We start from the raw sequence: 11,728 nt of genomic DNA, 5'->3' as shown, positions 1-11,728 counted from the left end.
GACATCGCGGCGGCGGGATTGGCGAAGGTAAAGGCCGCGATCCAGGCGCAGGCGGGGCTCACCTCTTAGCGTTCCGCCCCGCCTGCCATGCACCAGACGCTGAGGATGCCTGATGTCTTAAAAACGATCGTTTTCCCGACATTGCAAAACCGACACCCCGACATTGGCCTCATGCAAGCAGGGTTGTGTCAGGAAAATATGACCGGATTTCTATTGCGGATTAAACGTGCCTGAATCACTATCCCGACATGCTCGTCGGATATGCTCGCGTCTCCACCTTCGACCAGAACCTCGACCTGCAGCGTGATGCGCTGACCAAGGCCGGCTGCGAACGCCTGTTCGAGGAGAAAAAGTCCGGCAAAGCTGGGACCAAGCGTCCCGAGTTCGAAGCAGCACTCGCCTATCTCCGGCCGACCGACGTGCTGGTGGTCTGGAAGCTCGATCGGCTCGGTCGCTCGCTCGTTGAGATGATGCGCACCATCGACTCGCTTCGCGTGAAAGAGGTCCACTTCCGCTCCCTCACCGAGCAGTTCGACAGCGACACGGCGCATGGACGCTTTGCCCTGCAGATGCACGGCGCCATGGCCGAGTACTTCCTCGACCTCAACCGCGAGCGGACGATGGAGGGCCTGAAGGCGGCCCTGGCGCGCGGTCGCAAAGGAGGACGGCCCAAGAAGCTCACGGAAGCCGACATCGAGGTGGGTCGCGCCCTGTTGCACTCGGGCACGATCTCGATCGCGGCCATCGCCAAGCGCCTTGGGGTGAGCCGGGACACCTTCTACAGCTACTTCCCCCAGGCGAGAGCTCGCAGCCAAGCCGCCGCAGCTGCAGCAGCACAGCGGGACTGACGCGCATGCCGATCCGGCGCGAGCACCGCTTCTTCTACCCCATCGACTGGCCCCAGCTCTCGGCCGTGATCCGCTTCCAGCGGGCGAAGGGGCGCTGCGAGGTCTGTGCCCGCCCACATGGGCAGACCGTATTCCATCTCGGCGACGGTCGCTGGTGGGACGCAGAGGTTGTCTCCTGGCGCGATGGGACCGGGCACTTCATCTGTCTGGCGATCGGAGCCGACGACATCCTCGGGCGTGTCCGGACCACGCGCGTGGTCCTGGCAACCGGGCACCGCGACCATGACACGGCCAACAACGGACCCAAGAACCTCGCCGCCTTTTGTCAGCGCTGCCACATGAACCACGATCGACCGGAACATCAGCGCCGACGCAGGTATACCTTGTTCAGGCGCAAAGCTTTGGGGGATCTTTTCGGTGGTCCCTATCCGCGCTTTTGAGGTTCTCCTGGTCGGACCTCGGCGTTAATCCGGCTCACTACGTGCTGAGCGGCACGTCAAGAATGAGAATGACACCCCATCTTAGCTTCAGACAGAGAGAAACGGGCCAACGACTTGGTTCGTCCTGTAATGGAGTTGATAAGCCACAATGAAGACCCGTATCGCCGCCCTCGCCACCGCGCTTGTCCTTGGCGTTGCTCCGATCTCGTCCGCGATGGCTTACGACAGCCCCTCCCGCTACACGGCGTTCGCACCCTACGATGTCGAGACCACGGGCTCGGTCAACGAGGTGCGCCGTCCCCCGGCCTATCTCGGCTGCCCGATGAGTTCGGCTGCTGAGGGCAATGCCAACCAGCAGAATTTCCCCACCCAGCAATACGGTCAGACCTCCGGCGGAAACCGCTGCTGATCGGGGAGCACGAGGATCGCCCCATGCTGCTGAAAGGCTTTTCCTACGCGATGATCGCAGCCTTTGCCGGAGGCCTTGCTTTCACCATCGTCGGCTCGGCTCACGCTTTCCTGAGCCTGTAAGGGCCCAGCCGCACTGATCCGACTTTGAGACCCGCCCGGCCACCGCCGCGGCGGGTCTTCTGCTGCGTGTAAGGGTTAACCACCCGTAAACGAATTGGTAGGCATATCGAAATTCAACCGCTCTGGTGCGCCCGAGCCACACTTCCAAAGGGCCTGAGACATGATCACGGTGACCTTCATCGGCATGATGACCGCAGCTCTGACCGCTGCGGTAGCCGGAGCAATCAGTGATCCAGGCGCTCGATAAGAACCCAACCGCCAGAGATCCGAAATTTTGACGGTCCGGCGAAAGCCGCAAGTCGAAACACTTATGTGACCGCCACGATACGGCGGACGTTTCTCGTGCATTGAGGCGCTAGAGGCCCTCACATTGGCACAGTTGGCCGATCAAAAAGACGCCGCACGCCTGTTCCTGGTCCCGTCTAATGTCACTCACTCGCTCCGTCTTACGCCATCACCGCGAGGTCGCCGCGGTCGTGGCCACCTACGGGATGTTTCTAGGTGGTATCTTGGTGCTTGCCTGGGCGATGGCCTGACCTTCGGCTGCTGGTGGCAGGACGGCAAGAGGCCCGAATGGATAGGCTTGCCGCGGTGATGAGCTGCCTGGACTGATGCCGGCGTTGTAGGCGGCGCGCTCAGTCGGGTTCAACGCAGAGCACCTCGGGATCATCGGTCTGAGGCTGCCTGAACGGAATGGCCGCGCTTCTGTCAGTATCGGTTCAGCGGTTGGGGCGCAGCCTATGGTTTCTCCGGTCAGCTGAGGCTGAGATCGGACGCCAACAGGGTTCAGGTCATGACGCGCGTGAAGGTGCTGAGAATAGCTGCTGTGGTGGTTGCTGGGCTCGGCTTAGCGACGTCGGCCAAGGCCGCTGACCTCTCGTTCGATCCCTTCGAACAAGGCCGCGGTGATACTGTGGTCGAGTTCGTCGCTGGAGGCTGCGGCCCTGGCTTCCATCCCAATCCATGGGGCCGCTGCCGTCCGAATGACCGCGGCTACGGCTATGGTGGACCACGCCGGTTCTACGAGGGACGGCCCTACGGCTACGGAGACAGTTATGGCCGCCGCGGCAGCTATGAGTACGATCGCCCTCGGCGGTTCTACGACGGCTACTGAGGACGTCACGGCTGGCGCGCCCCTGACAGCCAGCCGTTCAAGCCTGCCTATGCCTTGTCGATGATATTTTCGCGCCGCTCCGCGCCATCAGGAGCGGCTTCCATGGCCTCGCGCCCACCAGCCTCTGCAGCCTCCTCGGCGTTGCGACGGATCGCGGCCTGGAATGCCTTCACAGCCGGGCCAGCAGTCGACTGTTCCTCAACGGCTGCAACGAGGCTCTGCATGGCTTCCGCGATCGGCACGATGGCCTGCCGTCACGGCAGGGCAGGCGCTGCTTCGGGTCCAAGAGGCGCCGCGGAGATGAGTACGGTCGTTCGCGGTCGGATCATGGGTCGTGCTCCTCCACTCGAAATCTTGGTTTGATGCATGAGTGCGAAACGGCACGTCATTCCGACTGAGACAGGCCTAGATCAAGGTCACTGAACAAGTCACGGCCAGCCGCCTTTCGACGGAGACCGCGCAAACCCAAGTGGATTGTGCCATGAACACTCGTATTGCTTCTGCTGTTGCTGCTGTCGTCCTGAGCGTGAGCGCGATTGCTTCGCCCGCTTTGGCCCAGAGCTACACCGCTCCCGCTGGCATCCCTGCCGTGACGGCCCCTGGTGGCCTTGAGGGCCGCAGCTACGACGACATCACCACCGGCTCTATCGGTTATGGTCGTGGCCACGACAGCGCCCAGGAAGGCAACGCCAGTCAGCCGAACTTTGTGGTTCAGCAGTACGGCCAAACCGCAGGTGGCCCCCGGCGCTAAGCCTTCACACCTTTGAGACGACCGGCGGCGGGGCGAAAGCCTCGCCGTTTTCGTGTCTGGGCTCATGTTGCTTTCCCCCTGGCGCGCCATGTTACAGCGGCTTTATGCGCGAGAGCGACGACCTCCTCGATCCAAACTGCATCTGCGTTGGTGACACGGACGGAGCGCTCGAACGCCTTGAGGCGAACCCGCTCGGCCTTGGTTAGGAAGCGACCTCCGAACGCCTTTGGGATCGTCCAGTCGAGGGTGAGAGTGTAGCCGGCGGCCCGGCTCCAGGGCTCAACACGCTGTGTATCCCACAGGCGCATCCCCGGCCGGCTGCAAGATGCGGAAGGGTCGATGTCTCTGAAGGCGGACGACGAGGAGCGTTTCGGCGCAGCCGACATGGTGGCCTCAAGAAGCGGAGCTTGGATAGCTCCTGCGAGATCGTGCCAGTCCAACCCCGCTACGGTGAGTGTCCGACCGATGGCACGAGCCGTCGCGACCACCTCTCCATCATGCTCGCTGGCAAGGTGGGGCAGGAGCTTGGCGAGGCGGTCCAGGGTAGCCGCCGGGATCTTGGGAGAAGCCACGTGTGTGATCCAGAATACAATTTAGACGCCGATCGGCACGCTAAGCGCCTGATCCAAAACGAAGCCGGTGGGTCCCTTTTGGGATGCAGATCACAAGCTGAGATGTGCAGGGGCGGGAAGTGACGCAGGGTTCACCCGGCCTTGGTCACGCCGTGCCTGCATGACATGGCAACGACATGCTGGAACAAATAAAGCCAACTTGCCGAGTCGTAACGCGGCGCTGTTCACTGAACGAATATCGCTATAGGTGGCTACTTCTCTCGTCCGAGAGCGCACACAAGATCCGCGCGCCGGACTCCTATGAAACTGAGGCTGAAGCCCAGAAATTGGGTGAGATAGAAGCTTCGTTTCTGAACGAGCAGGACTTCCCTGCGCTATGACTTAGCTGAGCCCACATTATCGTCGCCAAGCTGGCCTACAGCTTGCAAAAGCCAAGGCGTCCTCGGGACCATCCAGGCTCAGGAAGGAGCACTCATGGCCTTCGCGTGCACAATCCCCGCCGTGGCTACTATCCAACAGGACGATGCAACCCTACGGATTACACGCTGGGACTTCGAGCCTGGTGCGGTCACCGGGTGGCATGAGCACGGATGGCCCTATTTCGTCGTGATGCTGATGGCTGGCATACTGAGGGTTCACGACGGAGATCAGGTCACTGACACCTCGTTGGCAGCAGGACAAGCCTACAGCCGACCTGCCGGCATTCGACACGATGTGATGAATGGATCCGATCACCCTATCGCGTTCATCGAGATCGAGGTGAAGCGCGCGGAAGCCCTGATAGGGCTCGCCAAGTAAGAATGTTAAGCAGCTACAAAGTGCAAAACTCGGCAGTCTTCAGTTTATTTACGTTTTGAGCAGCAAGCCACTCAATGACTAAGCTTGCTAGTTTGGTTTTGACCGCGACACGCGCTTCTTCAAACGTTGCAAAGCTGCTGCCAGAGAATCTTCGTGGACCACCTTTTTGATTGATGAGCCAGATGAAGCGGTCAGTTCCATCCTTGGAATTTGCGAGATGAACGCTGAAGGGGTGGGATTGGCTTTTTAAAGAAGGCATGACCAGTCGTTACCAGATAAGGCTGCGGGCACATAATCAGGGTCGACATTTGAGGCAATGAAGTCGCACCTTGCGACCCCCGCCCCCCGTTCGCATAGGCGCGGTTATGGCTGGGATCGCGATTTTGTTAGCACTCGTCGGCTAGGAGGCGGCTTTGGGATCACATGACGTGATGGGGGCGACCACGTTGGATGCGTACAGCCGCGACGAGTGGAAAATGTACTTCGACGCCGTAGCCGTGGGCCTTGTCGCAAAGCCCCACACAGCGCGGCGGCGGGCGCGGGACATGGCGAAGCTCTGCCCTTACGCTGACATCGCCGAAGCCGGGCTTTCCAAGGTTAAAGCCGCGATTGAAGCCCACGTCGATATGGTCGGCCCAAAAGACCGTTCTCAATGGCATTAGCGGGCTGCTGACGGGCTTGGGCGTGATTTAGCGGGCCTGTTGCAAGCTTGGGTATGGGGCGCAGAAAGGCCTCTACCTCCCCATTTTCAGGCTTTGTTCGCCTGTGGAAGTCCGAAGCAGACCGCGAGCAATCGGTTCTGCTCGCGCACGGTCCATGCGCCGGCAAAGCCGAAGCCCTTGCGCAGCCCGAGCATGGCCTCGAAGCCCTGGATCGTGCGCCGCGCCGTGTTGAACGAGCGGAAGCCGCCCACCCGCGGCATCGGCCGCTTCACCCTGAAGTGGTCGCTCTCGATCCCCTGCTGCAGATGCTTGGTGACGGAGTGGATCGGCGTTCCCGGCAGCAGGCCCGCCTTCCGGCTCTCGGCGATGGCCGGCGGGTCGGTGCCGGCGCCATCCGTGCCGATGCGGTCTGGGGCGAGCAACGGCTCGGACGAAAGCATCTTGCGAAAGAAGCGCTTGGCCGCATCGAGATCGCGGTTGGCGGTCAGCAGGACGTCGACCGGATTGCCGTGCTTATCGACGGCCCGGTAGAGGTAGCGCCACTCACCGCGCACCTTGATGTCCGTTTCGTCGATCCGGACCGAGCCGCAGTGCGGTCTGCGGAACTGCGGCAACCGCTTCTCGATCAGCGGCGCGTAGGCCACGACCCAGCGGTTCAGGGTGCTGTGATCGATCTCCAGGCCACGCTCCTCAGAACAACTCCTCGATGTCGCGGTCGCTCAGCGGATAGAGTAGATACCATGAGACGGCCTGCACGATCAGGGCCGCCTCGTGGTGCCGGCCCTTGAAGTCAGCCTTGGAGCGCTGCTTCAGCTTGGCGGCGATAGCGGACAGCATCATGGGCGGCCTCCGAAAACGGAGGCGCCATGCAGGCCGTAGGGTCAACGTCGGGTAAACGACCGCACACTCGCGTTTGCGACAGACCCCTCGGGTCTGCTTCGGACTTCAGACGGTTAACAAAACCCGAAAACGCGGCAAATCGGCCTCTGCTGCGGCTCACGGCACGGTTTGCGACAAGCTCCTTTTCCCTGTGCTCACGACCGTTGCTACGATGAGCCTCGGCTGAACCTTAACGGTTTGTTGCCAATGCCCGTTCAGGATGCCTCAACTTTTGGAGAATCCTGGCCATGCGCGTGCTGCTGATCGAGGACGACGCCTCCGTCTCCGCGAGCATCGAGCTGATGCTCAAATCCGAGAGCTTCAACACCTACACCACGGATCTGGGTGAGGAGGGGATCGATCTCGGCAAGCTCTACGACTACGACATCATCCTATTGGATCTGACGCTGCCCGATATCTCAGGCTACGAGGTGCTGCGATCCTTGCGTGCCTCGAAGATCAAGACCCCCATTCTGATCCTGTCGGGCATGGCCGGTATCGAGGACAAAGTGAAGGGTCTCGGCTTTGGCGCCGACGACTACCTCACGAAGCCCTTCCACAAGGACGAGCTCGTCGCGCGCATTCAGGCGATCGTGCGTCGCTCGAAGGGTCACGCCCAGTCGGTGATCACCACCGGCGATCTTGCCGTGAACCTCGACGAGAAGACGGCCATCATTGCGGGTCACCGCGTGCATCTCACAGGCAAAGAGTACCAGATCCTGGAGCTTCTGGCTCTGCGGAAGGGCACGACGCTGACCAAGGAAATGTTCCTCAACCACCTCTACGGCGGCATGGACGAGCCCGAGCTGAAAATCATCGACGTGTTCATCTGCAAGCTACGCAAGAAGCTGGCGAACGCTTCAGGCGGCAAGAACTACATTGAGACCGTCTGGGGCCGCGGTTATGTACTCCACGACGGAGTATCAGAGCTGCAGGCCTTAGCTGGCTGAAAGTATCGGGTACAGGATCAGCGCTCCCATCATTCGTAGCTGAGCAATGCCGCTTCTTTCGGCTTGCGGAAATTTGCAGGAGGATGCTGTCTGGCGACAGATCTGTCCTTTCTGGTCCTCGGATAGATCAATACGAACTGACAGCCTGCGGCTTCATGCCTTGCAGGCTGTTTTTTTTGGAACCAAGTCGTTCTTCGTGGGTTATTGCGGTCCAAAATAATATGGTAAGTAAAAACCTAACGCATTCTTTGGCGATCGAGAGCTTCATCAATCTGTTCTAGGTGTTGCACGCCTGCACTAGTGGTGAGGTCTACCTTGTCGGTAAGTTCCGATCACACCGCACCGAGAGTGCGCATCTGATTTCCCCGGCAGACAGACCATGATCAAGAAGCTCATCCTCGCCAGCGCTGCTACGGCTCTTCTCGCCGGCGCCGCCTCTGCAGCCGACCTTCCGCGTCGCCAGGCTCCGCCGCCGGTGTTCGTGCCGGTGCCGGTGTTCACCTGGACGGGCTTCTACGCTGGTTTCAACGCCGGTTACGGCTTCGACGCCTCCAGCCGCGACACCAACGTCTACAACAACGTGTTCCCGAACCTCGTGCGTGGCCCGAACGGCCTCGCCGGCGCCGGTGGCCCGTCGCAGGTCGCCTACTCGAACAACTCCAACGAGGGTTTCACGGGCGGCGGTCAGATCGGCTACAACTACCAGTTCACCCCGGGTTCGGGCGTGGTCGTCGGTATCGAAGCTGACGCCCAGTACGTCGACTTCGGCCGCAGCCGCAACAACTCGATCCTGACCCCCGGCTTCACCGCCGTCCCCGGCGTCACCTTCGTCGATCCGCGCGGCACCGCCAGCCTCGACTACTTCGGCACCGTCCGCGGCCGCCTCGGCTACGCCTTCGACCGCACCCTCGTGTACGGCACCGGCGGCTTCGCCTACGGCGCCGGCAGCAACGAGCGTTCGTTCGGCGGCTTCCGCGGCAACGACGACTTCCGCACCGGCTGGGCCGCTGGTGGTGGCATCGAGTACGCGCTCCCGACCGACTCGTTCCTGAACTTCTTCCGTTCGTCGGCCGTCACGCTCAAGGTCGAAGGCCTGTACGTGAACCTCGACAACAACAACCGCAACGCCGGCGTCTACGCCTACGACACCAACAACGTCCTCTACCGCCAGCCCGGCTTCTCCAACCGCAACAGCGGCACCGAGTTCGCCGTCGTCCGCGCCGGCCTGAACTACAAGTTCGGCTCGTACTAGGACCTACGGGACTTTTAGGTTCGGCCTAAGCGTCCCCAGCCCCGATCATCTGGCCGCTTTCGTCGTAACGCGCCTCGAGGAGAAATCCTCGGGGCGCTTTCGTTTGCGTGACCCTTTGGCCTCGGCGAGGTCGACCGAAGGCGGCACGGAGCGAGGTTGACCTCGTTAGGGTTCTGATAACTGTGAACGCCTCACCTTCGGCCGTATGACCAAGCGTTCCATGAAGAAAACAAGCCGGCTGATCCTGTGGCTCTCAGCACTGACCCTGGGCGGGTTCGTCGGAGCGCGTCTCGTCGATGCGAACCAGACGGGTCAGAAGATCCTCACTGCCTCGGACCAGAGTGAGCCGGAGACGACCGGTTCGATCGATCAGAGGTCCATGCGCTGGTGCGGTGCGGCGTCTTGGTGTCGTTGATTAGACCTGCTGCCGTGAACCAGCGATTCGACGTTAGAACGGCTCACGGATCCACGATGGGCTACGAGCTCTTATCAGCCTTCTCTTTGGCGAGCCGAAGCGCCTTGAGGCGGAGTGTCTTATCCTCTGTGGCCTGCTGGGTCGCATCGTAATCGGCTCGCGCTTCGCCTCCTGCACGAGCCCTTTCCAGATGCTTGGCAGCCTTCGTCTCACGCCGATCCTGTGCGCCGCTACCGTCGTTCGCCATGGTGCCCTCGCTCTGTGATCCGGACGATCGGCTTCCGCCGCCTCAGCGCGGCTTGGCTTGACCGCCGGCCGTCCAGCCGTGAGCCTGGATCGCCTTGGTCAGCTTGCCTTGCATCTCGGGCATCACCGACTGCATCCACTGCTGCGTGCCGGCCAGTTGAGCCTGGGCGAGCTGTGGCTGCGCCGTGACAAGTCGCTTGCCAGCCGGGGTCGCATAGAACGCCGCGATCGCCTGCAGGTCGTCCTTTCCGAGCGCCGAGGCAAAACTGCGCGCCTGGATATCGAGAAGCTCGTCGTAGTGCTCGGTTAGGGTTGGCATCACGACCTCCTGCACAAGGGCCTGTGCCTGGTCCTGCTGCTTGATGCCGATCTGCTGCATCATTCCGACCATCGGCGCTGCAATCGCGCTGAGCAACGCGGTGCGATCCCCCTGCATCTGGGTGACTACCTCCCGGGCTGCCTTCAAGGTAGCAGGATCTGAGACCGCGACCGTTGCTGTGGTCGAAGGCGTAGGCTGAGCCAACGCCGTGCAGGGCAGTCCGACGCCGAGATACAGAACAAAGACAAGTTGAAAGACGCGCATGGCTGTTCCGATCACAGGCACCGCGGGATCTAAAACTACGCGGCCAACATGCTCTGCTATCATGCTTCTGTGTCAGATGTGCCCTGGCTGGCATCCAAAAGGCGGAACCGACCGCGGGAACCGCTCCTTGATGCCTTCACAACCCCACGCGCGTGGGGGCTCGAGCAAGCGTCGGTTCACCTCGATCCCAACCTCGTCGTACGGCGCAGGACCTGCTGTCACGAATGCTGTCCCAGCTACAGCTGATCGTCCCGAGGCGAGCGATGAGGATGGCAAAAGCGACGGTGACAACCAGGGCCACCCGCGATTGAGACCGCGGCCGGTCGTTCGCGGGCTACCAACGTCTTGTTTCAAGCCGTACCCACTGGCGATCTCTTTCCAGCCGAGGCTGCCGTTATCTCCAAAGCGGTCAACGCTTATGTGCGGGCTATCCAGGCGACCAACCTCAACGAGTGCCTCTTGCCTATCGAACCGCAGGCAACCCGATGACGAGCTTTGCATCTCTAGCCGCTCGCCTGCGGAAGGTAGGGCCAATCACAAGCCAGACGGTCCCTGCCCCTCCTCGCACAGTGATCGTCACTAAGAACGATAGAGACGATGCCCAGCAGTTCGCTGCTCTCAACGCTTCCGAAACCGACGAGCCAGGCTTGCATCTCTTTGCTTGGCGCATTGTCGCCCCCCAACCGAGGAGCCGCTGCCCATGACGATGGTCACCAGCCTGGAGTTGACCCTGTTTGTGGTCCACGACCTATGCAAGTTCTCGGGCTGTTGGAGTTGACCCTGTTTGTGGTCCACGACCTATGCAAGTTCTCGGGCTGTGACAGCTTGGTTGGCGAAGGCTCGGGGCGTCAAGCCGCCCAGGGCCGTGTGGGGTCGATCTTCGTTGTAGTGGTACCTCCAGTCCTCAATCCGGTCGCGAGCATCGGCCAGCGACAGGAACCACGAGGCGTTCAGGCATTCCGCTCGGAGTCGGCCGTTGAACGACTCGATATAGGCGTTGTCGGTCGGTTTACCCGGTCGGGAGAAATCGATCTCGACCCCATTCAGGTAAGCCCACTGGTCAAGCATGCGCCCGGCAAACTCCGGCCCGTTGTCGACCCGCAGGCTTTTGGGTCGGCCCCGCAGCCGGACCAAGGCGTCCAGAGCCTCGGTCACCTGGAAGGCGCGGAAGTTGGCTCTCGGTGTGAGCGAGAGCGCCTCTCGCGTATGGCAATCCACGACGGTCAGGATTCGAAACGGACGCCCGTCGAAGAGACGGTCGGACATGAAGTCCATGGCCCAGACCTCGTTGGGTCCGCCGACGGCCGGCCGGCCTTGCCGGTAGCGCCAGGCCCGTTTGCGCTTAGGCAGCTTGGGCCGGATCGACAGCCCCTCATCCCGGTAGATCCGGTAGGTGCGCTTGTGGTTCACCTCCCAGCCCTCCCGCCGCAACAGGATGTGCAGCCGCCGGTAGCCGTAGCGCACCCGTGCTGCAGCCAGCTCCTTCAATCGCATCCGCAGCGCGACCTGCGGGTCGGCTCGCTTCCTGTAGCGCTGGGACGAACGGCCGAAGCCGGTAGCTAGAGCGTTTTCCACGATCCCTGAGTCGTTGCGGCGAGGTGAGCGTTGATCCCTGAAGGTTCGTCAGGGAGATCGCCATGGCCCGTGCCTACAGTCACGATCTGCGCATTCGCGTCCTGGACGCAGT

At 61.6% G+C, this 11,728-nt stretch carries 13 protein-coding genes and 2 pseudogenes; 9 read left to right on the top strand and 6 right to left on the bottom strand.

The window, feature by feature from the left end:
- The first annotated feature begins 248 nt into the window (after window positions 1–248).
- The 4 genes from J7U37_RS24120 to J7U37_RS24105 all read left to right on the top strand — a co-directional run bounded on the left by J7U37_RS24120 (window position 249) and on the right by J7U37_RS24105 (window position 2,933).
- The gene (locus J7U37_RS24120) at window positions 249–848 is read left to right on the top strand and encodes a recombinase family protein (protein ID WP_247637373.1); all 600 of its coding nucleotides are present in this window, start codon (window positions 249–251) and stop codon (window positions 846–848) included.
- 5 nt (window positions 849–853) lie between these two features.
- On the top strand, window positions 854–1,288 hold the full coding sequence (locus J7U37_RS24115; protein ID WP_247637372.1) for a hypothetical protein: 435 nt from the start codon (window positions 854–856) through the stop codon (window positions 1,286–1,288).
- Window positions 1,289–1,436: 148 nt separating this feature from the next.
- The gene (locus J7U37_RS24110; protein WP_056188208.1) at window positions 1,437–1,697 is read left to right on the top strand and encodes a hypothetical protein; all 261 of its coding nucleotides are present in this window, start codon (window positions 1,437–1,439) and stop codon (window positions 1,695–1,697) included.
- A gap of 915 nt (window positions 1,698–2,612) precedes the next feature.
- Window positions 2,613–2,933, top strand: a complete 321-nt coding sequence (locus J7U37_RS24105) for a hypothetical protein (RefSeq protein ID WP_082508061.1) — start codon at window positions 2,613–2,615, stop codon at window positions 2,931–2,933.
- Between the two features lie 47 nt (window positions 2,934–2,980).
- Here the strand turns inward: J7U37_RS24105 and J7U37_RS24100 are convergent, their stop codons facing one another.
- Complete coding sequence (locus J7U37_RS24100) at window positions 2,981–3,157, bottom strand: hypothetical protein (RefSeq protein WP_156634264.1); 177 nt, start codon at window positions 3,155–3,157, stop codon at window positions 2,981–2,983.
- A gap of 257 nt (window positions 3,158–3,414) precedes the next feature.
- On the opposite strand from J7U37_RS24100, the gene J7U37_RS24095 reads away from it, so the two are divergent.
- On the top strand, window positions 3,415–3,684 hold the full coding sequence (locus J7U37_RS24095; protein ID WP_082503868.1) for a hypothetical protein: 270 nt from the start codon (window positions 3,415–3,417) through the stop codon (window positions 3,682–3,684).
- A gap of 62 nt (window positions 3,685–3,746) precedes the next feature.
- On the opposite strand, the gene J7U37_RS24090 is transcribed toward J7U37_RS24095, so the two are convergent.
- Window positions 3,747–4,256 (bottom strand): hypothetical protein, encoded by a 510-nt coding sequence (locus J7U37_RS24090; RefSeq protein ID WP_056188212.1) that lies wholly within the window; start codon window positions 4,254–4,256, stop codon window positions 3,747–3,749.
- A gap of 474 nt (window positions 4,257–4,730) precedes the next feature.
- Between J7U37_RS24090 and J7U37_RS24085 the strand changes: the two genes are divergently transcribed.
- The gene (locus J7U37_RS24085; protein WP_056483252.1) at window positions 4,731–5,054 is read left to right on the top strand and encodes a cupin domain-containing protein; all 324 of its coding nucleotides are present in this window, start codon (window positions 4,731–4,733) and stop codon (window positions 5,052–5,054) included.
- Between the two features lie 13 nt (window positions 5,055–5,067).
- Here the strand turns inward: J7U37_RS24085 and J7U37_RS24080 are convergent, their stop codons facing one another.
- A complete protein-coding gene (locus tag J7U37_RS24080; protein ID WP_247637371.1) occupies window positions 5,068–5,313 on the bottom strand; it encodes a hypothetical protein in 246 nt (81 codons plus the stop codon).
- A gap of 169 nt (window positions 5,314–5,482) precedes the next feature.
- On the opposite strand from J7U37_RS24080, the gene J7U37_RS24075 reads away from it, so the two are divergent.
- Window positions 5,483–5,716 carry a hypothetical protein gene (locus J7U37_RS24075; protein ID WP_156376096.1) on the top strand — a complete coding sequence of 78 codons (234 nt, stop codon included), beginning with the start codon at window positions 5,483–5,485 and terminating at the stop codon, window positions 5,714–5,716.
- An 86-nt stretch (window positions 5,717–5,802) separates the two neighbouring features.
- On the opposite strand, the pseudogene J7U37_RS24070 reads toward J7U37_RS24075, so the two are convergent.
- Window positions 5,803–6,556 (bottom strand): annotated as a pseudogene (locus J7U37_RS24070) (IS6 family transposase).
- A gap of 287 nt (window positions 6,557–6,843) precedes the next feature.
- On the opposite strand from J7U37_RS24070, the gene J7U37_RS24065 reads away from it, so the two are divergent.
- Window positions 6,844–7,545 carry a response regulator transcription factor CtrA gene (locus J7U37_RS24065; RefSeq protein ID WP_056188220.1) on the top strand — a complete coding sequence of 234 codons (702 nt, stop codon included), beginning with the start codon at window positions 6,844–6,846 and terminating at the stop codon, window positions 7,543–7,545.
- Window positions 7,546–7,924: 379 nt separating this feature from the next.
- Window positions 7,925–8,797, top strand: coding sequence for a porin family protein (locus J7U37_RS24060; RefSeq protein WP_247637370.1), 873 nt, complete (start codon window positions 7,925–7,927; stop codon window positions 8,795–8,797).
- 704 nt (window positions 8,798–9,501) lie between these two features.
- Here the strand turns inward: J7U37_RS24060 and J7U37_RS24055 are convergent.
- Window positions 9,502–10,041, bottom strand: a complete 540-nt coding sequence (locus tag J7U37_RS24055) for a DUF2059 domain-containing protein (RefSeq protein ID WP_056187253.1) — start codon at window positions 10,039–10,041, stop codon at window positions 9,502–9,504.
- Window positions 10,042–10,839: 798 nt separating this feature from the next.
- Window positions 10,840–11,601, bottom strand: a pseudogene (locus tag J7U37_RS24050) (IS3-like element ISMra1 family transposase); the annotation flags it as partial.
- Between the last annotated feature and the right edge of the window lie 127 nt (window positions 11,602–11,728).

The sequence above is a fragment of the Methylobacterium sp. 37f genome, assembly GCF_023093475.1.
GTDB lineage: Bacteria > Pseudomonadota > Alphaproteobacteria > Rhizobiales > Beijerinckiaceae > Methylobacterium.
The sequence above is the reverse complement of the archived record's forward strand: the minus strand, read 5'-3'. Positions and strand labels throughout refer to the sequence as shown.

Excerpts from the sequence above, each read along its gene's own strand:
- J7U37_RS24060 (WP_247637370.1), top strand. The coding sequence starts at position 7,925 with ATGATCAAGAAGCTCATCCTCGCCAGCGCTGCTACGGCTCTTCTCGCC.
- J7U37_RS24095 (WP_082503868.1), top strand. The coding sequence starts at position 3,415 with ATGAACACTCGTATTGCTTCTGCTGTTGCTGCTGTCGTCCTGAGCGTG.
- J7U37_RS24080 (WP_247637371.1), bottom strand. The coding sequence starts at position 5,313 with ATGCCTTCTTTAAAAAGCCAATCCCACCCCTTCAGCGTTCATCTCGCA.
- J7U37_RS24115 (WP_247637372.1), top strand. The coding sequence starts at position 854 with ATGCCGATCCGGCGCGAGCACCGCTTCTTCTACCCCATCGACTGGCCC.
- J7U37_RS24100 (WP_156634264.1), bottom strand. The coding sequence starts at position 3,157 with ATGCAGAGCCTCGTTGCAGCCGTTGAGGAACAGTCGACTGCTGGCCCG.
- J7U37_RS24120 (WP_247637373.1), top strand. The coding sequence starts at position 249 with ATGCTCGTCGGATATGCTCGCGTCTCCACCTTCGACCAGAACCTCGAC.
- J7U37_RS24110 (WP_056188208.1), top strand. The coding sequence starts at position 1,437 with ATGAAGACCCGTATCGCCGCCCTCGCCACCGCGCTTGTCCTTGGCGTT.
- J7U37_RS24055 (WP_056187253.1), bottom strand. The coding sequence starts at position 10,041 with ATGCGCGTCTTTCAACTTGTCTTTGTTCTGTATCTCGGCGTCGGACTG.
- J7U37_RS24065 (WP_056188220.1), top strand. The coding sequence starts at position 6,844 with ATGCGCGTGCTGCTGATCGAGGACGACGCCTCCGTCTCCGCGAGCATC.
- J7U37_RS24105 (WP_082508061.1), top strand. The coding sequence starts at position 2,613 with ATGACGCGCGTGAAGGTGCTGAGAATAGCTGCTGTGGTGGTTGCTGGG.
- J7U37_RS24085 (WP_056483252.1), top strand. The coding sequence starts at position 4,731 with ATGGCCTTCGCGTGCACAATCCCCGCCGTGGCTACTATCCAACAGGAC.